The sequence below is a fragment of the Pseudomonas sp. M2(2023) genome (assembly GCF_030263955.1).
Taxonomy (GTDB): domain Bacteria; phylum Pseudomonadota; class Gammaproteobacteria; order Pseudomonadales; family Pseudomonadaceae; genus Aquipseudomonas; species Aquipseudomonas asiatica.
In genome coordinates this window covers 996,767-1,020,149 of record NZ_CP127114.1, presented here as the reverse complement: position 1 = coordinate 1,020,149, position 23,383 = coordinate 996,767, and the positions used below count along the sequence as shown (strand labels likewise).

The 23,383-nt window shown below is 63.5% G+C and carries 19 protein-coding genes; 15 read left to right on the top strand and 4 right to left on the bottom strand.

Translation table 11 applies throughout. The features are described 5' to 3' along the window. Positions 1 to 144: 144 nt before the first annotated feature. From QN085_RS04720 to QN085_RS04670, 11 genes are all read left to right on the top strand, one after another. Positions 145 to 1,737 carry an ABC transporter substrate-binding protein gene (locus QN085_RS04720; RefSeq protein ID WP_013971053.1) on the top strand — a complete coding sequence of 531 codons (1,593 nt, stop codon included), beginning with the start codon at positions 145 to 147 and terminating at the stop codon, positions 1,735 to 1,737. 233 nt (positions 1,738 to 1,970) lie between these two features. After that, positions 1,971 to 3,350, top strand: a complete 1,380-nt coding sequence (locus QN085_RS04715; protein WP_041506249.1) for an OprD family porin — start codon at positions 1,971 to 1,973, stop codon at positions 3,348 to 3,350. 75 nt (positions 3,351 to 3,425) lie between these two features. Further along, positions 3,426 to 5,036: an ABC transporter substrate-binding protein gene (locus tag QN085_RS04710; RefSeq protein WP_031324239.1), complete on the top strand. Its 1,611-nt coding sequence runs from the start codon at positions 3,426 to 3,428 to the stop codon at positions 5,034 to 5,036. A gap of 90 nt (positions 5,037 to 5,126) precedes the next feature. Beyond that, entirely contained in the window at positions 5,127 to 6,137 is a 1,011-nt protein-coding gene (locus tag QN085_RS04705) for an ABC transporter permease subunit (protein ID WP_012316108.1), read from the top strand. 10 nt (positions 6,138 to 6,147) lie between these two features. Next, a complete protein-coding gene (locus QN085_RS04700) occupies positions 6,148 to 7,074 on the top strand; it encodes an ABC transporter permease subunit (RefSeq protein WP_041506250.1) in 927 nt (308 codons plus the stop codon). A gap of 10 nt (positions 7,075 to 7,084) precedes the next feature. Further along, positions 7,085 to 8,053: an ABC transporter ATP-binding protein gene (locus tag QN085_RS04695; protein ID WP_003257886.1), complete on the top strand. Its 969-nt coding sequence runs from the start codon at positions 7,085 to 7,087 to the stop codon at positions 8,051 to 8,053. Continuing rightward, positions 8,053 to 9,021 carry a peptide ABC transporter ATP-binding protein gene (locus QN085_RS04690; protein WP_013971049.1) on the top strand — a complete coding sequence of 323 codons (969 nt, stop codon included), beginning with the start codon at positions 8,053 to 8,055 and terminating at the stop codon, positions 9,019 to 9,021. Before QN085_RS04695 ends, QN085_RS04690 begins: the two co-directional genes overlap by 1 nt. 371 nt (positions 9,022 to 9,392) lie before the next feature. Then, a complete protein-coding gene (locus QN085_RS04685; RefSeq protein WP_013971048.1) occupies positions 9,393 to 10,202 on the top strand; it encodes an AraC family transcriptional regulator in 810 nt (269 codons plus the stop codon). 64 nt (positions 10,203 to 10,266) lie between these two features. After that, complete coding sequence (locus tag QN085_RS04680; protein WP_041506251.1) at positions 10,267 to 11,673, top strand: NAD(P)/FAD-dependent oxidoreductase; 1,407 nt, start codon at positions 10,267 to 10,269, stop codon at positions 11,671 to 11,673. Positions 11,674 to 11,707: 34 nt separating this feature from the next. Further along, on the top strand, positions 11,708 to 12,049 hold the full coding sequence (locus QN085_RS04675) for a cupin domain-containing protein (RefSeq protein WP_023660680.1): 342 nt from the start codon (positions 11,708 to 11,710) through the stop codon (positions 12,047 to 12,049). Positions 12,050 to 12,101: 52 nt separating this feature from the next. Continuing rightward, complete coding sequence (locus tag QN085_RS04670) at positions 12,102 to 13,181, top strand: polyamine ABC transporter substrate-binding protein (protein ID WP_023660681.1); 1,080 nt, start codon at positions 12,102 to 12,104, stop codon at positions 13,179 to 13,181. Between the two features lie 137 nt (positions 13,182 to 13,318). On the opposite strand, the gene QN085_RS04665 is transcribed toward QN085_RS04670, so the two are convergent. After that, positions 13,319 to 14,902, bottom strand: a complete 1,584-nt coding sequence (locus QN085_RS04665; RefSeq protein WP_003257876.1) for a peptide chain release factor 3 — start codon at positions 14,900 to 14,902, stop codon at positions 13,319 to 13,321. Positions 14,903 to 15,398: 496 nt separating this feature from the next. On the opposite strand from QN085_RS04665, the gene QN085_RS04660 reads away from it, so the two are divergent. Genes QN085_RS04660 through QN085_RS04645 form a run of 4 tightly spaced genes read left to right on the top strand, consistent with a single transcriptional unit; the run spans position 15,399 to position 18,844 of the window. Then, positions 15,399 to 16,112 carry an ABC transporter permease gene (locus tag QN085_RS04660; protein ID WP_023660682.1) on the top strand — a complete coding sequence of 238 codons (714 nt, stop codon included), beginning with the start codon at positions 15,399 to 15,401 and terminating at the stop codon, positions 16,110 to 16,112. A gap of 13 nt (positions 16,113 to 16,125) precedes the next feature. Beyond that, positions 16,126 to 17,040, top strand: coding sequence for a glycine betaine ABC transporter substrate-binding protein (locus QN085_RS04655; RefSeq protein ID WP_013971043.1), 915 nt, complete (start codon positions 16,126 to 16,128; stop codon positions 17,038 to 17,040). Beyond that, a complete protein-coding gene (locus QN085_RS04650) occupies positions 17,037 to 17,690 on the top strand; it encodes an ABC transporter permease (RefSeq protein WP_013971042.1) in 654 nt (217 codons plus the stop codon). Before QN085_RS04655 ends, QN085_RS04650 begins: the two co-directional genes overlap by 4 nt. After that, a complete protein-coding gene (locus tag QN085_RS04645; RefSeq protein ID WP_013971041.1) occupies positions 17,687 to 18,844 on the top strand; it encodes an osmoprotectant ABC transporter ATP-binding protein OsmV in 1,158 nt (385 codons plus the stop codon). Before QN085_RS04650 ends, QN085_RS04645 begins: the two co-directional genes overlap by 4 nt. Positions 18,845 to 19,015: 171 nt before the next feature. Here QN085_RS04645 and QN085_RS04640 read toward each other — a convergent pair whose 3' ends face one another. The 3 genes from QN085_RS04640 to QN085_RS04630 all read right to left on the bottom strand — a co-directional run bounded on the left by QN085_RS04640 (position 19,016) and on the right by QN085_RS04630 (position 23,028). Beyond that, complete coding sequence (locus tag QN085_RS04640) at positions 19,016 to 21,439, bottom strand: TonB-dependent siderophore receptor (protein ID WP_041506252.1); 2,424 nt, start codon at positions 21,437 to 21,439, stop codon at positions 19,016 to 19,018. 108 nt (positions 21,440 to 21,547) lie between these two features. After that, complete coding sequence (locus tag QN085_RS04635) at positions 21,548 to 22,510, bottom strand: FecR family protein (RefSeq protein WP_041506253.1); 963 nt, start codon at positions 22,508 to 22,510, stop codon at positions 21,548 to 21,550. A gap of 20 nt (positions 22,511 to 22,530) precedes the next feature. After that, positions 22,531 to 23,028 (bottom strand): sigma-70 family RNA polymerase sigma factor, encoded by a 498-nt coding sequence (locus tag QN085_RS04630; protein ID WP_013971037.1) that lies wholly within the window; start codon positions 23,026 to 23,028, stop codon positions 22,531 to 22,533. Positions 23,029 to 23,383: the final 355 nt, after the last annotated feature.

Sequence of the window (23,383 nt, the reverse complement as noted above, 5' to 3'; positions counted from 1 at the left end):
TAGCCAAGGCACCCGCCGAGCGGCGGGTGCCCCGCCATCCTCATACCCGTTCATGTCGTCCTGCTGCCATCCGCAGCGGGGTCGGCGACCTGTTGCCGCCATTCGTACCCCGAGGCGGCGCAAACAGACGTAAAAGGACTTGCCATGCGCAATACCACCCGAGTTTCCGCCCTGCTGGCCCTGGGCCTGATCAGCCAATCGCCGGCCCTGCTGGCCAACAACCTGGTGTTCTGTTCCGAAGGCAGCCCCGCCGGCTTCGACACTGCCCAGTACACCAGCGCCACCGACAATGACGCCGCCGAACCGATCTACAACCGCCTGGTCGAGTTCGAACGCGGCGGCACTGCCGTGCACCCTGCCCTGGCGACCCGCTGGGAGGTGTCCGAAGATGGCCTGCGCTACACCTTCCACCTGCGCGAAGGGGTGAAGTTCCACAGCAACAAGGCCTTTGCACCGAGCCGCGACTTCAACGCCGACGACGTGCTGTTCACCTTCAACCGCATGCTCGACAAGAACCACCCGTTCCGCCAGGCCTACCCGACCGAGTTCCCCTATTTCATCAGCATGGGCCTGGACAAGAACATCGCCCGTGTCGAAAAGACCGGTCCACTGACCGTGGTGTTCACCCTGAACAAGGTCGATGCCGCGTTCATCCAGAACCTGGCCATGAGCTTCGCCTCGATCCTCTCTGCTGAATACGCCGAACAGTTGATTACCAGCGGGCGCCCCAGCGACATCAACCAGCAACCGATCGGCACCGGCCCGTTCGTGTTCCAGCGTTATCAGAAGGATTCGCAGATCCGCTACAAGGGCAACAAGGCCTATTGGTCACCGCAGGACGTGAAGATCGACAACCTGGTGTTCTCGATCAACATCGACCCTTCGGTGCGCATCCAGAAGCTGCGCCGCAACGAATGCCAGGTCACCCTGAACCCGCGCCCCGCAGACCTCCCGGCGCTCAAGGCCGACAGCAAACTGCAGGTGCTGCAACAGCCTGGCTTCAACCTCGGCTATATCGCCTACAACACTCAACACCCACCGTTCGACCGGTTGGAAGTGCGCCAGGCAATGGATATGGCAGTGAACAAGCAGGCGATCATCCAGGCTGTGTATCAGGATTCCGGCCAGCTGGCAGTCAACGCCATGCCGCCAACCCAGTGGTCCTATGACGACAGCATCAAGGACGCCCCCTTCGATCCGGAAAAGGCCAAACAGCTACTGCAGCAGGCCGGAGTCAAGCCGGGCACCGAGATCACCCTGTGGGCCATGCCGGTGCAGCGCCCGTACAACCCAAACGCCAAGCTGATGGCGGAAATGCTCCAGGCCGACTGGAGCAAGCTCGGCTTCAAGGTGCGCATTGTCAGCTATGAATGGGGCGAGTACCTCAAGCGCATGAAAAGCGGCGAGCACGATATCGCCCTGATCGGCTGGACCGGGGACAACGGCGACCCGGACAACTGGCTGGGCACCCTCTACAACTGCGATGCCATCGGCAGCAACAACTACTCGCTGTGGTGCGATCCGCAGTACGACAGCCTGGTCAAGCAGGCCAAGCAGGTCACCGACCGCGCGCAGCGCACCGCCCTGTACCAGCAGGCCCAGCAGCGGCTCAAGCAACAGGTGCCGATTACCCCGGTGGCACATTCAATGGTCAACCAACCGCTGAGCATCAAGGTTTCCGAATTCAAGGTCAGCCCTTTCGGGCGCAACGATTTTTCCGGTGTGAGTGTTGATTGATCTTTAACCCTCAAGGGCCTCTTCGCGGGTAAACCCGCTCCCACAGGTACGGCGCACATGCCGAAACCTGTGGTGCCCCTGTGGGAGCGGGTTTACCCGCGAAAGGGCCGGCACAGCCAACACAACGCCCCGATTCTGCCCGGTGACCCCGGGCAACCCTGGCAACACCGCAGCAAGAAGCCCGGCCCACAAGGCCAGGCAATAACTAGAAGAACAGAAAGGGAGCTTTAACCTTGAGACTATTCACCTTGACCGCACTGGCGTTATCCATCAGTGCCTTATCCACCGTGACCCAGGCCGACCCACAAAGCCAGGAATACGTGCCCATCACACTAAAAGGCAGCAGCGAGCAGGAGCAGGCCAGCGGCTTCGTCGACGGCCAGAGCCTGTCCGGCAGCACCCGCAACTGGTATGCCCGCGAGCGCGCCGCACGCGCCCCGCTGTGGAAGTACTACAAGAGCGACGGCACCCGCCACGACACCCACAGCCGCGAGAACTGGGTGCAGGGCACCATCCTCAACTACAGCTCCGGTTTCACCCAGGGCACCGTCGGCTTCGCCGTCGAAGCCGCCGGTTACAATGCCATCGCCCTGCTGCAGAACCGCGAGGACGTCGCCGGCCCCAACAACCGCACCCTGACCCACAGCGACGGCGACCCGGTCGGCCAGTGGAGCAAGATGGGCCTGGCCAACGTCAAGGCGCGGGTGTCCAACACCACCCTCACCGTCGGCCGCCAATCGGTGGACACGCCGATGATCGCCTACATCGGCAACCGCGCCCTGCCCTCGAGCTTCCAGGGCGCGTTCCTGCACAGCGCCGAATTCGACAACCTGAGCTTCGACCTGGGCACCTTCGACCGCGTCTCGCCACGTACCGAACAGAGCCTCAGCAAGTTCCGCACCGAGTACAGCGCCACTGGCGTGGAGACCGACCGCGCCAGCACCGCCGGCATCAACTACCAGCCGTTCAAGAGCCTGAGCACCAGCCTGTACGCCACCAAGGTCGACGACTTCTGGAACCAGTACTACTTCGGCGCCAACCATGTGCTCGGCGATAGCGCAGTGCTAAGCCTGAGCACCGGCCTGAACTACTACAAGACCGTCGACGCCGGCAGCAAGAAGATGGGCGATATCGACAACGACACCTACAGCCTGTCGTTCGGCCTGACCCACCAGGCCCACACCCTCAGCGCCTCCTGGCAGCAGGTCAACGGCAACGAGTACTTCGACTACCTGCACGAAACCAACGGCATCTACCTGGCCAACTCGCTGCTGTCGGACTTCAACGGCCCCAACGAGAAATCGCTGCAGATTTCCTACGTGCTGAACATGGCGCCGTACGGCGTGCCGGGCCTGAAGTTCAACCTGTACAACGCCCGCGGCTGGGGCATCGATGGTACCCATTACCGCGGTACCGCCTACGACGTGAACGGCCTGGATGGCGAAACCCACTACGAGTGGGGCTTCGGCACCAGCTACGCGGTACAGAGCGGGCCATTGAAAGACACCAGCATCCGTGCCACCTACACCGCGCACCGCGCCAGCAAGGCCCAGGGCGATGGCAGCCTGGATGAGTTCCGGGTGGTTACCACCATTCCATTCAACATTCTCTGACCGCCGGCGCCACGGCCTGCTTCGCTGCGGGCCGTGGCGGCTACGCTGGAATCAATGCAAGCAGGGAGTCCACCCATGCAGAGAGCTTTCATGAAATCGCTACCGCTACGCCTCGCCCTGGCAGCGCTGGTACTGGGTAGCGCCACGCAACTGGCGGCCAAGCCGCTGGTAGTGTGCACCGAGGCCAGCCCGGAAGGGTTCGACGTTGTCCAGTACACTACGGGGGTCACCTTCGATGCCACCTCCGAAGCGCTGTTCAACCGCCTGGTCGACTTCAAGCCCGGTACCACCGATGTCCAGCCGGCCCTGGCCGAACGCTGGGACATCTCACCGGACGGCCTGACCTACACCTTCCACCTGCGCCAAGGGGTGAAGTTCCACAAGACCGACTACTTCACGCCCACTCGCGAATTCAATGCCGATGACGTGCTGTGGAGCCTGCGCCGTCAGCTCGACCCGGCGCACCCGTGGCACGACAAGACCAGCGTCGGCTACCCGTACTTCGAAAGCATGTCCTTCAAAAGCCTGCTCAAGTCGGTGGACAAGACCGATGACCACACCGTGGTGATCACCCTCACTCGCCCGGAAGCACCGTTCCTGCGGGACATGGCCATGGGCTTCACCTCGATCTACTCCGCCGAATACGGCGACCAGTTGCTCAAGGCCGGCAAGACCGCCGAGCTGAACAGCAAGCCGATCGGCACTGGCCCGTTCATCTTCCAGCGTTACAACAAGGACGCCCAGGTCCGCTTCAAACCCAACCCGGACTACTTCCGCGGCAAGCCCCCGGCCGACGCCCTGATATTCGCCATCGCCACCGACAGCAACGTGCGCCTGCAAAAGCTGCGCGCCAACGAATGCCAGGTGGCGCTGTACCCCAAACCGGAGGACGTGCCGACGATCAAGGCCGACCCCAAGCTCAAGGTCGCCGAGACCGAAGCGCTGGTTACCGGCTATATCGCCATGAACACCCAGCACAAGTACCTCAGCGATGTGCGCGTGCGCAAAGCCATCAACATGGCCTTCGACCGCCAGACACACGTCGACCAGCTGTTTGGCAAGGACAACGCGCTGGTGGGCGTGAACCCGTACCCGCCGACCATGCTCGGTTACAATACCACCAACCAGAACCCGCCTCGGGACCTGGCCAAGGCCCGCGCCCTGCTCAAGGAAGCTGGCGTACCGGAAGGTACCGTGATCACCCTGTTCACCCGCAACGGCGGCGGCATGACCAACCCCAACCCACGCCTGTCCGCCGAGATGCTGCAGGCCGACCTGAAACAGGTCGGCCTGAAGCTGGATATCCGCGTGATGGAATGGGCCGAAATGCTGCGTCGTGCCAAGAACGGCGAAGCCGACCTGGTCTCCACCGGCTGGGCAGGCGACAACGGTGACCCGGACAACTTCCTCACCCCACTGCTCAGCTGCGAGGCCGCCAAGAACGGCGAGAACTACGCCCGCTGGTGCAATCCGCAGTTCCAGGAACTCATCACGCGCGCACGGCAGATGACGGATGACAATGAGCGCCGATGGGTCTATGCCGAGGCTTTAAGGGTGTACGATGACGACCAACCCTGGATCAGCATGGCCCACCCCAAGGTGTTCGCCGCCATGCGTGACAACGTGGAGGGCTACGTGATCAGCCCTCTGGCCAACAACAACTTCGCCACCACCAAGGTGAAGTAGAACAACAACGACCGCCGGCAACCCACACGGGGACCGGCGGCACCCCGTAGCGTGCTGCTAGCCGCACGGCCTGATGAGGTAACCCAGACAATGTTGAGCTTTATTGCCCGGCGCCTTGGCCTGCTGATACCGACCTTTTTCGGTATCACCTTGCTGACCTTCGCGCTCATACGCCTGATCCCCGGCGACCCGGTGGAAGTGATGATGGGCGAGCGCAGGGTCGACCCCGAAATGCATGCCCAGGCCATGGAGCGCCTGGGCCTGAACAAGCCGCTGCCGGTCCAGTACCTGGACTACGTCGGCAAGCTGGCCCAGGGTGACCTCGGTGAATCGCTGCGCACCCGCGAGAGCGTGTGGAGCGAGTTCCTCACCCTGTTCCCGGCCACACTCGAACTGGCCTTCGCCGCCCTGCTGTTCGCTGGCATCGTCGGCCTGCTGGCCGGGGTGATCGCTGCGCTCAAGCGCGGATCGCTGTTCGACCACGGGGTGATGGGCATTTCGCTGGCGGGTTATTCGATGCCGATCTTCTGGTGGGGTCTGATCCTGATCATGTTCTTCTCGGTAAGCCTGGGCTGGACCCCGGTGTCCGGGCGCATCGACCTGCTCTACGACATCGAGCCGAAGACCGGCTTCATGCTCATCGACACCCTGCTCAGCGACGAGGAAGGTGCGTTCAAGGACGCGGTGATGCACCTGATCCTGCCGGCCATCGTGCTCGGCACCATCCCGCTGGCGGTGATTGCCCGCATGACCCGCTCGTCGATGCTCGAAGTGCTGCGCGAGGACTACATCCGCACCGCCCGCGCCAAAGGCCTGTCGCCGGCCCGCGTGGTGTTCGTGCACGGCCTGCGCAACGCGCTGATCCCGGTACTGACCGTATTCGGCCTGCAGGTTGGCACGTTGCTGGCCGGTGCGGTGCTGACCGAAACCATCTTTTCCTGGCCGGGCATCGGCAAGTGGCTGATCGAAGCCATCGGTGCCCGTGACTACCCCGTGGTCCAGAACGGCATCCTGTTGATCGCCTGCCTGGTGATCCTGGTCAACTTCGTAGTGGATATCCTCTACGGCCTGGCCAACCCACGCATCCGTCATCAGCGCTGAGGCCTTCGCCATGACTAGCCCGATTCCGAAATCCGTCACGCCGGCCAGCCCGGTGGACCAGAGCCTGCTCTACCCCTCGCCATACAAAGAATTCTGGCAAGCCTTCGCCCGCAACAAAGGTGCGGTGATGGGCCTGGCCTTCATGTGCCTGGTGGTGTTCTGCGCGCTGTTCGCGCCGTGGGTCGCCCCGCACGACCCGAGCGAGCAGTACCGCGAATTCCTGCTGACCCCACCGGTGTGGCTCGAACGTGGCAGCTGGCAGTTCATCCTCGGCACCGACGAGCTGGGCCGCGACCTGCTTTCGCGGCTGATCCAGGGCGCGCGGCTGTCGCTGCTGATCGGCCTGTCGTCGGTGGTGATGTCGCTGATCCCTGGCATCCTGCTGGGCCTGCTGGCCGGTTTCTTCCCGCAACTGCTCGGCCCGTCGATCATGCGCCTGATGGACGTGATGCTGGCCCTGCCCTCGCTGCTGCTGGCGGTGGCCATCGTCGCCATCCTCGGCCCAGGCCTGATCAACACCGTGATCGCCATCGCCATCGTGTCGTTGCCATCCTACGTGCGCCTTACCCGCGCCGCCGTGATGGGCGAGCTGAACCGCGACTACGTCACCGCCGCGCGCCTGGCCGGTGCCGGGCTGCCACGGCTGATGTTCGTCACCGTGCTGCCAAACTGCATGGCCCCGCTGATCGTGCAGGCCACCCTCAGCTTCTCCTCGGCCATCCTCGACGCCGCCGCCCTGGGCTTCCTTGGCCTTGGCGTACAGCCGCCGACCCCGGAGTGGGGCACCATGCTGGCTTCGGCTCGTGACTACATCGAGCGCGCCTGGTGGGTGGTGAGCCTGCCCGGCCTGACCATTCTGCTCAGTGTGCTGGCAATCAACCTGATGGGCGACGGCCTGCGCGATGCGCTGGACCCGAAACTCAAGAACGCCGCCTGAGGAGTACGCCATGTCACTGTTGCAGATCAACAACCTGAACGTGCGCTTCGGCGACGCCAATGCGGTACCGGTGGTCGATGGCCTGGACCTGACGGTGGAGGCCGGCGAGATCCTGGCCATCGTCGGCGAATCCGGCTCGGGCAAGTCCGTGACCATGATGGCCCTGATGGGCCTGATCGACGCCCCCGGGCGCATCACCGCCGACTCGCTCACCTTCGACGGCACCGACATGCTCAAGCTCAGCGGTCGCCAGCGACGCAAAGTGGTGGGCAAGGACATCGCCATGGTCTTCCAGGACCCGATGACCGCGCTCAACCCCAGCTACACCGTGGGCTACCAGATCGAGGAAGTGCTGCGCCAGCACCTGGGCCTGAAGGGCAAGGCCGCGCGCCAGCGTGCCCTGGAGCTGCTGAAGAAGGTCGAGATCCCGGCTGCGGAAAGCCGCCTGGACGCCTACCCGCATCAGCTGTCCGGCGGCATGAGCCAGCGCGTGGCGATTGCCATGGCGATTGCCGGCGAGCCCAAGCTGCTGATTGCCGACGAACCCACCACTGCGCTGGACGTGACCATCCAGGCGCAGATCATGGAGCTGCTGGTCAACCTGCAGAAGGAGCGCAACATGGCGCTCATCCTGATCACCCACGACCTCGCCGTGGTCGCCGAAACGGCCAGGCGGGTGTGCGTGATGTACGCCGGCCAGGCCGTGGAAGTGGGCCAGGTGCCGGAGCTGTTCGACGTGCCCGCCCACCCCTACAGCGAAGCGTTGCTGGCGGCGATCCCCGAGCACAGCATTGGTGCCGAACGCCTGGCCACCCTGCCCGGCATCGTCCCAGGCCGCTACGACCGCCCCGTGGGTTGCCTGCTGTCACCGCGCTGCCCGTACGTGCAGGACAACTGCCGGCGCCAGCGCCCGCCCCTCGATCCTCAGGCCCATGGCCTGGTGCGTTGCTTCTACCCGCTGAACCAGGAGGTGGCGTGATGGCCGTCGTTCTATCCGCCCGGGAGCTGACCCGGCACTACGAAGTCTCCCGTGGGCTGTTCAAGGGCCACGCCCTGGTCCGCGCGCTGAATGGCGTGTCGTTCGAACTGGAGGCCGGCAAAACCCTGGCCGTGGTCGGCGAGTCCGGCTGCGGCAAGTCGACCCTGGCCCGCGCACTGACCCTGATCGAAGAGCCGTCGTCCGGCTCGCTGCAAATTGCCGGCACCGAAGTGAAAGGCGCCAGCAAGAGCGAGCGCAAGCAACTGCGCCGCGACGTGCAGATGGTGTTCCAGAGCCCCTACGCCTCGCTCAACCCACGGCAGAAGATTGGTGACCAGCTGGCCGAGCCGCTGCTGATCAACACCTCGCTGACCAAGGCCGAGCGGCGAGAAAAGGTGCAGAAGATGATGGAACAGGTCGGCCTGCGCCCCGAGCATTACCAGCGTTACCCGCACATGTTCTCCGGTGGCCAGCGCCAACGTATTGCCCTGGCCCGGGCAATGATGCTGCAGCCCAAGGTGCTGGTGGCGGACGAGCCGACCTCGGCGCTGGACGTGTCGATCCAGGCCCAGGTGCTGAACCTGTTCATGGACTTGCAGAAGGAGTTCAACACCGCCTACGTGTTCATTTCGCACAACCTTGCGGTGGTGCGGCATGTGGCCGATCAGGTGCTGGTGATGTACCTCGGCCGGCCGGCGGAGATGGGGCCGAAAGAAGATATCTACGAAAGGCCGCTGCACCCGTATACCCAGGCGCTGCTGTCGGCGACGCCGGCGATTCACCCGGACCCTTTGAAGCCGAAGATCCGCATTGCCGGTGAGTTGCCCAACCCGCTGAACCCGCCGGATGGGTGTGCGTTTCACAAACGTTGCCCGTATGCGACTGAGCGTTGTGCCAAGGAAGTGCCGGCGCTCAGGCAGGTGAGTACCCGGCAGGTGGCTTGTCACTATGCCGAGCAGTTTCTCTAGCCTTTAGATAGCCGGGGCTGCTTTGCAGCCCTTTCTCGACACAAGGCCGCTCCTACAAGGGACCGCGATCTCCTGTAGGAGCGGCCTGGTGTCGCGATGGGCCGCAAAGCGGCCCCACAATTTCAATGCATGAAGAACCAGATCAGAATAATCACCGGAATCGGCACCCCAATCATCCAGAGCAGTATCGAGCGCATGGCCTTTCTCCTTGTTCGATGTTGAACAGACCGGTGCACTCGCCATGCCATCCCTGTCAAAAAATCAGTCTCAACCAAATCAACGGCTTACGCCCCATACCGCTTGGCAGAACCGTGCAATATGCCGGATCCACACCCTTGCAGCTGGGTGTTCTGCAATGCACTATCAGGCTCATGATCGCCCACACCCTCCCCGACGGCCCCGAGCAGACCCCGCTCACCGCCGACACCGTGCTGCGCTACCACCTGTGCTGGAAGCGCCGCGACCTCGACGGCGTCATGGAGCTCTACCACCCCGACATTCAGTACCACGACTTCTTCCAGAACCGCGTGCTCGGCTACCAGGAACTGCGCGACTACGTGCGCGCCTGCCTGCCCCATGAAGCCGGCGAAGATATCGTGCACAGCGACCGCATCCGCGTCGACGGCTGTACCGCGTTCATCCAGTACCAGGTCACGGTCCAGGGCGGCGATGGCCTGGTGGCGTTCCAGTCCAGCGAGGCGATTACCGTCAAGGACGGCCTGATCTGGCAGGTCAACGAATATGCCACGCTGGTCCACCGCAACGGCAGCGGCCACGCCAGCAGTGGCCCACGCCCGGCCACCAGCCGCCTGGGCCTGTCGCCGAGGCAGTTGTCGACCATGGCCCAGGACCTGGAACACTACTTCCAGCGCCAGCGCCCCTACCTGGACCCGGAACTGGATCTGCAGCAGGTGGCCGACGCCAGCGGCTACAGCCGCAACCAGATCTCCTACCTGCTCAACCAGGTGCTCGGGCAAAGCTTCTACCGCTACGTCAACCAGGCCCGCCTGCAGCACCTGATGGCCAGCCTTGATAACGACAGCATCGAGGCCACGATCGACGAGCTGGCGTTCAATGCCGGTTTCAACTCGTTGTCGGCGTTCTACAAGTGTTTCCGCGAACACACCGGGCTTACGCCCAAGGCGTACCTGAAGCAAATTTCCCTGCGTGCACGCACGTAGGACAGCCGCCCGCCGACACCACTAGGATCGCCCACAGACCTTGACGGATGTGGAGCCGAACCCGATGCAACCCCTGCGCACGCTCAGCCTGTGGATGGACCAGCTCGACGAGCCGTTGTGCGCCCGCCCGGCCCTGCGCGAGGACCTGGACGCGGATGTATGCATCATCGGCGCTGGCTACACCGGCCTGTGGACCGCCTACTACCTCAAGCGCCAGGCGCCACAGTTGAACATCGCGGTAATCGACGCCAACATCGCCGGCTTCGGCGCTTCGGGGCGCAACGGCGGCTGGCTGATGGGCAACCTGCTCGGCGAAGACCGGCTGCTGGCCACCCTGTCACCGCAACAGCGCCGCGCCAGCATCGACCTGCTGCATGGCATTCCCGATGAAGTACACCGCGTACTGCATCGCGAGAGCATCGACTGCGACTACCGCAAAGGCGGCGTGCTGTACTGCGCCGCGCGCTACCCGGAACAGGAGCGCAGCCTGCGCGCCTACCTAGACGACCTTTATCGCCAAGGCATGACCGAGGACGACTACCGCTGGCTGCGCCCCGAACAGCTTGACGCTCAGTTGCGGGTCAGCAACGCCTATGGCGCCATCTACAGCCCGCACACCGCAACCATCCAACCCGCCAAGCTGGCGCGTGGCCTGGCCCGGGCGGTAGAAGCGCTGGGCGTACCCATCTACGAAAACACCCCAGCCATCGACTGGCAGCCGGGTGAGGTGCGCACCCCGTTGGCGCGCATCCGTTGCCAATGGACGGTACCCGCCGTGGAGGGCTACGCCGTCAGCCTGCCGCCGCTGGGCAGACATCAGTTGCCGGTACAGAGCCTGCTGGTGGCCACCGAACCACTACCGGAGGCCACCTGGCAACAGATCGGCCTGAACCAGGGCCAGGCGTTCAGCGAAAGTAGCCGCCAGGTCACCTACGGCCAGCGTACCGCTGACAATCGCCTGGTGTTCGGCGCCCGCGGCGGCTACCGCTTCGGTGGCCGCCTGCGCGAGAACTTCAACCTAGAAACGCACGAGATCGACCTGCGTCGCTACCTGTTCGGCGAGCTTTTCCCGCAACTGAAAAACGCACGCATCACCCATTCGTGGGGCGGCAACCTGGGCATGGCGCGGCGCTTCCGCCCACACATGCTCTGCGACCGTCAACGCGGCATCGCCCTGGCGGGCGGCTATGGCGGCGAAGGCGTCGGCGCCACCAACCTGGGCGGTCGCACCTTGGCGGCGCTGATCCTCAATCAGCACAACGAACTGACCGCGCAACCCTGGGTGCTCGACAACCGCCCGCTTTCAAGCCTGGCCAGCTGGCCACCCGAGCCCTGCCGATGGCTGGGCTACAACGCGATCATCCAGAGCTTCGTCCACGAGGACCGGACCCTCGCCAACCCCGCCAGTGCGCCCTGGAGGCGGCGCCTTGCCAGCAATCTTGCGGACTTCATGGAAGGCTTCATGCGCTGATTTTTCCCCCTCACTGACACAGGATTTACCGGTCATGAGCATCACCCATTTCAAGAACACCGAAAGCGCCGTGCTCGACAGCTCCAACCCGGTCGCGGTGCCGCTTGGCGACCCCGTTGCATTGACTTCGGTCACCTGCGTGGAACGCAGCGACGGCGTCGAAACCGGCATCTGGGAGTGCACCCCCGGGCGCTGGCGGCGGCAGATCGTGCAGCAGGAGTTCTGCCATTTCATCAAGGGCCGCTGCACCTTCACCCCCGACGGTGGCGAGCCCCTGCTCATAGAAGCCGGAGACGCACTGATGCTACCGGCCAACAGCACTGGCACCTGGGACATCCAGGAGACCGTGCGCAAAACCTACGTCCTTATTTTCTGATCCGCTGATCGCCTGCCTTCGATAACAACACACAAAGCAAGGTAACCCCGACATGCGCACGCTCCTTCTCGCCCCCCTGATGCTGGCCGCCAGCGTGGCCGGCGCCGCCGAAACGGTGAAGATCTACAACTGGTCCAGCTACGTTGCCCCCGACACACTGAAGAACTTCCAGCAAGCCAGCGGTATCGTGCCCACCTACGACGTTTACGACAGCAACGAAACCCTCGACGGCAAGCTGATGACCGGCAACTCCGGCTACGACGTGGTGTTTCCGTCCAACCATTTCATGGCCCGGCAAATCCAGGGCAAGGCCCTCAAGCGCCTGGACAAGTCGCAATTGCCCAACTGGCACAACCTCAACCCGGTGCTGCTCAAGGCGCTCGAAGTGAACGACCCGGGTAACCAGTACGGTTTCCCATACCTGTGGGGCAGCACCGGCATCGGCTACAACATCGACAAGGTCAAGGCAGTGCTGGGCGACGATGCCCCGGTGGACTCCTGGGACCTGATCTTCAAGCCCGAGTACATGAGCAAGCTGAAAAGCTGCGGCGTCGCGGTGTTGGACAACGGCCCTGAACTGTTACCGATCGCCCTGCACTACCTGGGCCTGCCGCACCACAGCCAGGAACCGGCGGACTACGACAAGGCCAAGGCGCTGCTGATGCAGGTGCGACCGTACATCAGCTACTTCCACTCCTCGAAGTACACCGGCGACCTGGCCAATGGCGATATCTGCGTGGTGGTGGGCTTCTCGGGGGATGTACTGCAAGCGAAGAACCGCGCCGAGGAGGCGAAGAACGGGGTGAAGGTGGGCTACTCGATACCCAGGGAAGGCGCGCCGATGTGGTTCGACATGGTTGCCATGCCGGCCGATGCACCGGATGAGAAGGCCGGGTATGCCTACATGAACTACCTGCTGCAGCCGGAGGTGATGGCCAACATCAGCAACCATGTGCAGTACGCCAACGGCAATCTCAAGGCGGACGGGCTGGTGGATCCGGCGATGAAGGGTAATACGATGATTTACCCGAGCGAGGAAGTAATGGGCAAGCTGTATGCGCTGGAGGCGATGCCGGCCAAGATCGACCGTATTCGCACGCGGATCTGGACCAGTATCAAGGCCGGGAATTGATTTCGGCCTTAACACGGTCCCTGTGGGAGCGGGTTCACCCGCGAATGCGATGTTGAGTTTACCGACGCATTCGCGGGTAAACCCGCTCCCACAAGGGTCAGGAGCAGGCCCTGAAAATCAGGAGCAAGCTCTCGAAATCAGTGGTGCTCGCGGGTAGCGCGGAACTTGATGTCCGGCCAGCGTTCTTCCATCAGCGACAGGTTGACCCGGGTCGGCGCCAGGTAGGTCAGGTGCCCACCACCGTCGATGGCCAGGTTCTCCATGGCCTTGTTCTGGAATTCCTCGAGCTTCTTCTTGTCGTCGCAACCGATCCAGCGGGCCGACCACACGGTGATCGGCTCGTAGGCGCACTCGACCTTGTACTCTTCCTTCAGGCGGCTGGCGACCACGTCGAACTGCAGCACACCGACTGCACCGAGGATGATGTCGTTGCTGCGCTCAGGGAAGAACACCTGGGTCGCACCTTCTTCGGCCAGCTGTTGCAGGCCCTGGCGCAGCTGCTTGGATTTCAGCGGGTCCTTCAGGCGCACGCGGCGGAACAACTCCGGTGCGAAGTGCGGGATACCGGTGAAGCCCAGTGCCTCGCCTTCGGTGAAGGTGTCGCCGATCTGGATGGTGCCGTGGTTGTGCAGGCCGATGATGTCGCCGGCATAGGCCTCTTCCAGCTGCTCACGCTCGGAGGAGAAGAAGGTCAGCGCGTCGCCGATGCGCAGGTCCTTGTTGATGCGCACGTGGCGCATCTTCATGCCCTTCTCGTACTTGCCCGAGCAGATGCGCATGAAGGCGATGCGGTCGCGGTGTTTCGGGTCCATGTTCGCCTGGATCTTGAACACGAAACCGGTGAACTTCTCTTCCACAGGCTCCACGGTGCGCTCGTGGGCAACACGGCCCAGCGGGCGCGGCGCCCAGTCGACGACGGCGTCAAGCACATGGTCGACACCGAAGTTGCCCAGCGCGGTACCGAAGAACACCGGGGTCAGCTGGCCGTTGATGAACTCTTCCTGGTTGAACTCGTGGCAGGCGCCCTGCACCAGCTCCAGCTGTTCGACGAACGAATCGTACTGGTCGCCCAGGTGGGCACGGGCTTCGTCCGAGTCCAGCTTCTGGATGATCTTGGCTTCGGTGCGCTCGTGGCCGTGGCCCGGGGTGTACACCACGATGTAGTCACCGGTCAGGTGGTACACGCCCTTGAAGTCGCGGTAGCAACCGATCGGCCAGGTGATCGGCGCGGCCTTGATCTTCAGCACGGCTTCGATCTCGTCCAGCAGCTCGATCGGGTCGCGGATGTCGCGGTCGAGTTTGTTGATGAAGCTGACGATCGGCGTGTCGCGCAGGCGGCACACGTCCATCAGGGCGATGGTACGTGGCTCTACACCTTTACCGCCGTCGAGCACCATCAGCGCCGAGTCCACCGCGGTCAGGGTGCGGTAGGTGTCTTCCGAGAAGTCTTCGTGGCCGGGGGTGTCGAGCAGGTTGATCATGTGCTCGCGGTACGGGAACTGCATCACCGAGGTGGTGATGGAGATGCCGCGCTGCTTCTCCATTTCCATCCAGTCGGAGGTGGCGTGGCGGTCGGACTTGCGCGACTTCACGGTACCGGCGACGGCAATGGCCTTGCCCATCAGCAGCAGCTTCTCGGTGATGGTGGTCTTACCGGCGTCGGGGTGGGAAATGATTGCGAAAGTGCGGCGCTTCGCGACTTCGGCGGCCTGGTTGGTCATGGGAAATCGCCTGACTGGGGGATTAAAAAGGGGCGATATCATACCTGAAGTTGGGCCGGGACCAAAATTTGCTGAACCGGCGGTGCCTGTACCGGCCTCTTCGCGGGTAAACCCGCGAAAGGGCCCGCCCAGAGGCCACAAATTCGCCAGGCAATCGCTTTATCACGACAAATGGCCAAAGGGCAGTTATTTCAACGCCTACAGCGCACCAACCCGCTGCTTTTTCTCGTAAATTTTCCAACCAGCCAGTGATTAACGCTGGCCAAATGCCGCCCCAGATGGGAACCTTTACGCCCACGGAGACGTCCACTCCCCTGCAACCCGCTTCGGTTGGGGAGTTGTTTTCATCAGCATTTTCGGGCCCGACGGGGTTCGGCTCATGGCCTGATCGCAGCCTTCGGCGTGCGTCACGCTGCTACTCGCGAACACACCACCCGCCGCCAGGACTGGCCGGCAACCAAGAAGTGTGCTCGCCGACTACACAAGGAGTCCGCCTGTGGCTAAACGCTACGGAAAAGGGCTGTTGGGATGGGCCGCCGTGCTCGTCATCCTGGCCCTGCTGGTCCACTGGATCGGCATCGACACGATCGCGCGGTATCGCGACGATCTTGGGTTCTACCTGCAAGCGCACCTGGTACTGGTGCTGGCTTCGATGGCGGCGGCGCTGGCCGTGGGCATCCCCGCCGGCATTGCGTTAAGTCGACCGCACCGGGTCGACAAAGCCGAGCGCTTCATGCAGTTCTTCAACGTTGGTAACACCATCCCTCCCCTGGCCGTTCTGGCCATTGCCCTGAGTATCCTGGGCATCGGCGCCGGGCCCGCGATCTTCGCGCTGTTCCTCGCCTCCCTCCTGCCCATCGTGCGCAATACCTACGAGGGCCTGAAAAACGTCCCCGCCTCGCTCAAGGAAGCCGCCACCGGCATCGGCATGACTCCGCGCCAGCAACTCTGGCAGGTGGAGCTGCCCAACGCCGTGCCGATCATCGTTGGCGGTGTGCGCGTGGCCCTGGCGCTGAACGTCGGCACCGCACCGCTGGCGTTCCTGATTGGCGCCAACAGCCTCGGCAGCCTGATCTTCCCCGGCATCGCCCTGAACAACCAGCCACAACTGCTGCTGGGGGCTGCCTGCACCGCACTGCTGGCGCTGGCGCTGGATGCAGCGGTGAGTTTCTCCAGCAAGCGCTGGCTGGAACGTGGCCTGGCTGGATAACGAGAGGGAACGTATGAACAAGAGAATCGCCTTGTTGTTGGGCGCGACCCTGCTGTTCGCAGGATTTGCCCAGGCAGCGGAAAAACCACTTGTCCGTATCGGCGCGCGGGTGTTCACCGAACAGACCGTACTTGCCGAAATCACCGCGCAATACCTGCGCGCCAACGGTTTTGATGTGCGCGTCACCAGCGGCCTTGGCAGCAACATCGCACGCCAGGCCCAGGAAACCGGCCAGCTCGACCTGATGTGGGAATACACCGGCGTGTCACTGGTGTCGTACAACCATATCGACGAGCGCATGCCCAGTGCCGAGGCCACCTACGCCAAGGTCAAGGCACTGGACGCGAAGAAGGACCTGATCTGGCTGACCCCGTCGAAGTTCAGCAACACCTATGCGCTGGGCCTGCCCAAGCAGGTCGCCGAGGCTTATCCGCAGATCAACTCCATCAGCGACCTCAACCAGGTACTGCGTGACGAAAGCCACCGCAACCACCTGGTGGCGCTGGACACCGAGTTCGCCAACCGCCCGGACGGCCTGGTAGGCCTGAAAGCGATGTACGACCTGCAAGTGGGCCGCGCCAACATCCGCCAGATGGATGCCGGCCTGGTCTACACCGCCATGCACAACAACCAGGTGTTCGCCGGCCTTGTGTACACCACCGATGGTCGCCTGAACGCGTTCAACCTCAAGCTGCTGGAAGACGACAAGCACTACTTCCCCGACTACACCGCCGCCCCGGTGGTGCGCAAACAGGTGCTCGACGCCAACCCGCAACTGGCCGGCCTGCTCAAGCCTCTGGCCGAGCAACTGGATGACGAAACCATGCGCCAGCTCAATGCCAAGGTCGACGTCGAACACCAGAACCCGACCAAGGTGGCCGCCGCCTTCCTGCGTGACCACCCAATGCCTGGCGAGGTACAACCATGAGCCTGCTCGACACGTTCGCCCACCTCGACTGGGCCCAGGTACTGCAGCTGACCTGGCAACACATCATGCTGGTCGGCGTCGCCGTGGGCCTGGCGATCATCGTCGGCGTACCGCTGGGCATCCTCATGACCCGCTTCCCGGCCGTCGCCGGCCCATTGCAGGCCAGTGCCACGGTGTTGCTGACCATTCCCTCGATCGCCCTGTTCGGCCTGCTGCTGCCGTTCTACTCCAGGTTCGGCCAGGGCCTGGGGCCGCTGCCGGCGATCACTGCGGTGTTCCTCTACTCACTGCTGCCGATCATGCGCAACACCTACCTGGCTTTGACCAACGTCGAACCCGGCATCCGTGAAGCCGCACGTGGCATCGGCATGACCTTCGGCCAGCGCCTGCGCATGGTCGAACTGCCCATCGCCGTGCCGGTGATCCTCGCCGGCGTGCGCACCGCCGTGGTGATGAACATCGGCGTGATGACCATCGCCGCCACCATCGGCGCCGGCGGCCTTGGTGTACTCATCCTTACCTCCATCAGCCGCAGCGACATGTCGATGCTGCTGGTCGGCGCCGTGCTGGTCAGCCTGCTGGCGATCATCGCCGACCTGCTGCTGCAAACCCTGCAACGTGCCCTGACTCCAGAAGGACTGCGCTCATGATCGAACTGAAGAACCTCAGCAAAACCTTCAACGTCAACGGCAAGGACGTCAAAGCCGTCGACTCGGTAAGCCTCACCGTCAACGAAGGGGAAATCTGCGTGTTCCTCGGCCCCTCGGGCTGCGGCAAGAGCACTACCCTGAAAATGATCAACCGCCTGATCACGCCCACTTCCGGCCAGGTGTTCATCAATGGCAAAGACACCACCGGGCTGGACGAGGTCACCCTGCGCCGGCACATCGGCTATGTCATCCAGCAGATCGGCCTGTTCCCCAACATGACCATCGAAGAAAACATCACCGTGGTGCCGCGCCTGCTCGGCTGGGACAAACAGAAGTGCCATGAACGCGCCCGCGAGCTGATGCACATGATCAAGCTGGAGCCCAAGCAGTACCTGCAGCGCTACCCGCGCGAGCTATCCGGCGGCCAGCAGCAGCGTATCGGCGTGATCCGCGCCTTGGCGGCGGAAGCGCCAGTGCTGCTGATGGACGAGCCGTTCGGCGCGGTCGACCCGATCAACCGCGAGATGATCCAGAACGAGTTCTTCGAGATGCAGCGGGCGTTGAACAAGACCGTGATCATGGTCAGCCATGACATCGACGAAGCGATCAAGCTGGGCGACAAGATCGCCATCTTCCGCGCCGGCAAGCTGTTGCAGCTGGACCACCCGGACACCCTGCTGGCGCACCCGGCGGATGATTTCGTCAGCAACTTCGTCGGCCAGGACAGCACCCTCAAGCGCCTGCTTCTGGTACGTGCGGAGGATGCGGCAGACAACGCGCCATCGGTGAGCCCGCAAACGCCGGTGAGCGATGCGCTGGAGCTGCTGGACGAGCACGACCGCCGCTACGTGGTGGTGACCGATGCGCAGAACAAGGCGCTGGGCTACGTGCGCCGGCGTGACATGCATCGCCAGCAAGGGACTTGTGGCGACTTCCTGCGGCCGTTCAATGCCACGGCGTCGCATGACGAGCATTTGCGCATCCTGTTGTCGCGGATGTACGAGTTCAACCGGGCGTGGCTGCCGGTGCTGGATGCCGAGCAGGTGTTCTTGGGCGAGGTGACGCAGGAGTCGATTGCGGCGTACCTGAGTTCGGGGCGCTCGCGGGGGGCCAAGACCAGCATTGTCTCGCCGGCCGAGGCGGTGGTTTCGTAATAGCCGGGGGGCCGCAAAGCGGCCCCGGCAATCTCGGCTCAAAACCCAAGTAATGGATTGCCTGTGCCGGCCTCTTCGCGGGTAAACCCGCTCCTACAGGGTCGGTGCAAGGCTAAAGACCTGCGCGGTACCTGTGGGAGCGGGTTCACCCGCGAAGCAGGCGACGCGATGTCAGAACCCTACACTGGCCTGCACGTAAAAGGTCCGCGGCTCACCCACATAGATGCCGGCATTGTTGTCGCTGGAGCGAGTGAAGTACTGCTTGTCGAACAAGTTCTTCACCCCCGCCGCCAGCTTCAGGTTGGACATCTGGGGCCCGAACTCATACCCGCCACGGGCATGCCAGGTCACATAACCCGGAATATCGCCAAACTGCCCGTCCGCACTCGGCTCGGTGATGTAGTCGCCGTTGAAGCTGCCATCGGCATTGATCCCGGTACCCGGCGCGCGCTGCTTGGATTGGGCGTAGGCATCCAGGTTCCAGGTCCAGTGATTGACCGCGTAACGCACGCCGGCAGTGGCCACCTGGCGTGAATAGAACGGCAGGTCACGGCCCTCGAAGCCAGGGATGTCCCCTTCATAAGTAGCGCGGGTATAGGTATAGCCACCGCTCACCGACAGCCCTTCCAGGCGCGGGTCCAGACCGTCCAGGTCATAGCGCACCGAGGCCTCGATACCCTGGTGCTTGGTCGCACCGAGGTTGGTCCAGCCCACGTCGTTGCTGATGTACTGCAGTTCGTCATCGAAGTCGATGTAGAACGCCGTCAGCTCACCGGCAAAGCCGCCATTGTCATAGCGGGTACCGATTTCGTAGGTCTTGGCCTTTTCCGGCTCCAGGCCATTGGCCGTACTGTTGCCCGTACCACCCTGGCCCAGCTGGAAGTACTGCAGGCTGCCGAACGAGGTCTCGTAGTTGGCGAACACCTTCCACGCATCGGAGATGTGGTACATCACGCTCAGCGCCGGCAGCGGCTCGTTGCTGGTGATGCTGCGTTTCTTCTCCGGCACCGGCTGGCCGTTGGCACCGAGCACCGGGCGGTCGCGCCAGTCGGTGTTGATATGCTCGAAGCGGATACCTGGGGTGATGGTCCAGTTACCCACGTCGATCTTGTCGTCGATGTAGTAGGCACTGGCCTCGGTACCACCGCTGCGGTCCTGGAACACATGGCCATCGGAGCCCGGGGCGGGCGTCGGCACGTTGTCGATCAGCGCCAGGCGGGTCGACTGCTCACGCATCGCTTCCTTCAGGTAGCGGTAGCCCACGCTGACTTCCTGGGTGGTCGGGCCGGCGAAGAAGATCCGCGACAGCCGTGGTTCGATGGCAAAGGTGTGGTAGTTGCGCGGGTACGACGACAGGGTCTTCATGTCGCGCGAGGCAATGGAGCTGCCGCGGAAGCTGTCGGTGTAGTAGGTCAGCACTTCGAACTGGGTGGCGTCGTCGAGCTGCCGCTGCCACTTGAACGACACGTCCTTACGCCGGCCGGCGAAGTAGTCGTAGTCGCGCAGCGACTGGTACGGGTTGCTGTCGTACTGCGCCTGGGTCAGGCCACCAGGCATGTCGGCACGGCCGTCGTAGTAGTGGAAGTTGAGCCAGAACTCGTCAACGTCGGTCGGTGCCCAGTGGGTCTTGAGGATGACATCGTCGATGTCGTTGCCATTGTTGCTTTCACGGTAGCCGTTGCCATTCACCCCGGTGTACAGCAGCGCCACGCCCATGCCGTTGTCCGCCGTACCGCCGACGAAGGCCGACTCGGTGTGCTTCCAGCCGCCATGCTGGGAGGTTTCCAGGGTGGTGGACAGCTCGGCCGAGGGCTTCTCGGGGATTGCCCGGGTAACGAAGTTGATCACCCCACCGACGTTCTGCGGGCCATAACGCACGGAACCGGCGCCACGCACCACGTCGATGCTGTCGAGGTTGCCCGAGGAAATCGGCGCCATCGACAGTTGCGGCTGGCCATAGGGGGCGAAGGCCGCCGGAATGCCGTCGATCAGCACCGTGGAGCGTGGCGACAGGCGCGAAGTCAGGCCGCGAACGCCCACGCTCAGCGACAGGTCGCTGCCGCCGGTACCGTTGGAGTCCTGCACCTGAACGCCCGGGATGCCGCGCAGCACGTCACGCACGTTCATTGCGCCCTTTTCCACCATCGCCTCGCGGCGTACCACGGTGCGCGCGCCGGGGTGGTTCTGCACCACGCTCTGCTGGGCATCGCCCAGCCAGTCACCCACCACCTTGACGTCGGTGGGCGCCAGCTCCAGGCTACCGGTGGTGAGGGTGCCATCGGCCTGGGCGGGCTTGACCACCACGGTGCCCTGGGACATCTCGTAGGTCAGGCCGCTGCCTTGCAAAAACTGCTGCAGCGCCTGCTCGGGCGCCAGCTGGCCGGACACCGCCGGGGCCTGCTTGCCGGCCACCAGTTCGGGGTTGAAGAACAGCTGCAGGTTGGTCTGCTGGCCCAGTTGGTTCAGCGCCGATGCCAAGGATTGGGCCTGAATCTGAATAGTGGCGTCTGCGGCCTGGCTGTTGACGGCCACGGCGCTGACCGCCAGGGCCAGTGCCAGGGCGCGGAAGCCTGGGAAGGGATTGTTGTTGTTCACGTCGTCGAAACTTCCTGGAATACGGAATAAACGCCAACCGCATGCAAATGGAAATGCTTGGCAGTTGCAGCTGACGGGGAAGACGAACGAGCGGAAAAAAACCTGAATCTATTTCGCGATTATTTCGCGCGAGCCATCTTCATGGGCCTTGATGGCCACTGGCAGGATGCTCGGCAAGGCACGCAGCAGCGCATCGGTGTCGTCGGTGCTGAAGGTGCTGGACAGCCGCAGCTGGGCGACTTTGCCGGGGGCAACCCACAGCGGCTGGCTACGGTAGCGCGAGGCTTCGGCCACCACCTCGGCCAGGGTGGCGTTGTCGAACACCAGCCTGCCTTGGCGCCAGGCAGTCAGGGCGCCGGTATTCACCGCATAGGGCGCGGCCACCTGGCCTTGTGCATCTATATGCGAGCCCTGGCCCGCCGTGAGCTGCGCCAGCGAGGCGCCTTTGCCCTGCACACGCACCGAGCCCTGCTCCACCGCCACGCGGGTGCTGGCCGGCTCCAGGCGGACGTCGAAACGGGTACCGGTGACAGTCACGCTACCCTGGGCGGTGTCGACCACGAACGGCCTGCCACTGTCGTGGGCCACGGTGAACATCACCTCACCCGCCATCAGCCGGACATGCCGCTGGCCGGTGCTGAAAGCGACCTGCACTTGCGTGCTGCCGTTGAGCTCAAGGTGCGATCCATCCGGCAGTTCGACCTGGCGGCGTTCGTTGAAGGCGGTCTGCAAGCTGCCCTGGTGATTCAGTTGCTGGTAGTGCCAGCCGCCCCAGCCCAGGCCCAGCGCCAGTGCCGCCACGCTGGCGGCCAAGGCCTGGCGCACGAAGCGCCGACGTGGCAACTGGCGTACCGGGGCCGGCTGGCACAGCGCTTCCAGGCGCTGGCGCGGGATGAAGTCGGCGGCCTGCCACAGGCGGGAGAGCTGCTGGTACTCATCACGGTGCCGTGCATCGCCTTCCAGCCAGGCGTGCAGCTGCGCCTGCAGCCCGGCATCGCGAGGTGCATCCTGCACCCGGGCGAACCACGCGGCCGCCTGCTCGCGGACGGTATCGGTACCGTGCTGTTTCATCGAAAAGGTCTCCTGACTCATCATGCCGACACATCCAGGTGCTCGCGCAGATGCCGGAGCGTCCGGATCATATACTTTTCGACCATGTTCTTGCTCAACCCCATGCGCTCGGCAATCTCGGCCTGGGTCAGGCCTTCGAGCTTCTGCCAGATGAACACCTGCCGGCAATTGAGCGGCAGTTCGGCCAGCGCCCGCTCGACACTGTCGGCCAGCTCCAGCGCATGCACGTAGGCCTCGGGGTCGCCACTGCCGGCCACGCCTTCGTCGAAGGCTTCCAGCTCCAGGGCCTGGCGGCGGTCCTCGCGCCGGAAACCATCCACGGCAATATTGCGTGCGGTCTGGTGCAGGTAGGCGCGTGGCTGCTCGACCTGCTCGCGCGGGTTTTCCAGTACCCGGACAAAGGCATCGTGGGTGAGGTCCTCGGCCTGCTGTCGACTGCGCAACTTGCGCGTCCAGGTGCCGATCAGCTCATGGTAGTGGTCGAGGAAGCCTTTGGGTCCGGACACGGTCGGGGTCATCAGGGAGGCAGATAAGGGTGCGAATAGTAATTTTTCTCATCAAGGACGGCAATTCCGCCAGTCGGTAACAAAAAATTTATCGTCTTTTTCATGCACGGCAGTGCCAGGGAAATGTGGCCATAAATATGAACACCTGAGGCCCCTTCACGGGCACGCCCGCTCCCACAGGAACCGCGAGATGCCTGTGGGAGCGGGTGTGCCCGCGAAGGAACCAACGCGCTCCATTCCACTATTTTTTACGCTTGAAACACTCCGGGGAACATCAGCCGGTCACATGGGTCGGTTATTCAAATGGCAGGTCGTCGATCCGCGTCGATCACGCCCGGATTGCCTGTTGATTCTGCATTCTTCACGC

Excerpts from the sequence above, each read along its gene's own strand:
- QN085_RS04720 (WP_013971053.1), top strand. The coding sequence starts at position 145 with ATGCGCAATACCACCCGAGTTTCCGCCCTGCTGGCCCTGGGCCTGATC.
- QN085_RS04710 (WP_031324239.1), top strand. The coding sequence starts at position 3,426 with ATGCAGAGAGCTTTCATGAAATCGCTACCGCTACGCCTCGCCCTGGCA.
- QN085_RS04705 (WP_012316108.1), top strand. The coding sequence starts at position 5,127 with ATGTTGAGCTTTATTGCCCGGCGCCTTGGCCTGCTGATACCGACCTTT.
- QN085_RS04700 (WP_041506250.1), top strand. The coding sequence starts at position 6,148 with ATGACTAGCCCGATTCCGAAATCCGTCACGCCGGCCAGCCCGGTGGAC.
- QN085_RS04695 (WP_003257886.1), top strand. The coding sequence starts at position 7,085 with ATGTCACTGTTGCAGATCAACAACCTGAACGTGCGCTTCGGCGACGCC.
- QN085_RS04690 (WP_013971049.1), top strand. The coding sequence starts at position 8,053 with ATGGCCGTCGTTCTATCCGCCCGGGAGCTGACCCGGCACTACGAAGTC.
- QN085_RS04685 (WP_013971048.1), top strand. The coding sequence starts at position 9,393 with ATGATCGCCCACACCCTCCCCGACGGCCCCGAGCAGACCCCGCTCACC.
- QN085_RS04680 (WP_041506251.1), top strand. The coding sequence starts at position 10,267 with ATGCAACCCCTGCGCACGCTCAGCCTGTGGATGGACCAGCTCGACGAG.
- QN085_RS04675 (WP_023660680.1), top strand. The coding sequence starts at position 11,708 with ATGAGCATCACCCATTTCAAGAACACCGAAAGCGCCGTGCTCGACAGC.
- QN085_RS04670 (WP_023660681.1), top strand. The coding sequence starts at position 12,102 with ATGCGCACGCTCCTTCTCGCCCCCCTGATGCTGGCCGCCAGCGTGGCC.
- QN085_RS04665 (WP_003257876.1), bottom strand. The coding sequence starts at position 14,902 with ATGACCAACCAGGCCGCCGAAGTCGCGAAGCGCCGCACTTTCGCAATC.
- QN085_RS04655 (WP_013971043.1), top strand. The coding sequence starts at position 16,126 with ATGAACAAGAGAATCGCCTTGTTGTTGGGCGCGACCCTGCTGTTCGCA.
- QN085_RS04650 (WP_013971042.1), top strand. The coding sequence starts at position 17,037 with ATGAGCCTGCTCGACACGTTCGCCCACCTCGACTGGGCCCAGGTACTG.
- QN085_RS04645 (WP_013971041.1), top strand. The coding sequence starts at position 17,687 with ATGATCGAACTGAAGAACCTCAGCAAAACCTTCAACGTCAACGGCAAG.
- QN085_RS04635 (WP_041506253.1), bottom strand. The coding sequence starts at position 22,510 with ATGAAACAGCACGGTACCGATACCGTCCGCGAGCAGGCGGCCGCGTGG.
- QN085_RS04630 (WP_013971037.1), bottom strand. The coding sequence starts at position 23,028 with ATGACCCCGACCGTGTCCGGACCCAAAGGCTTCCTCGACCACTACCAT.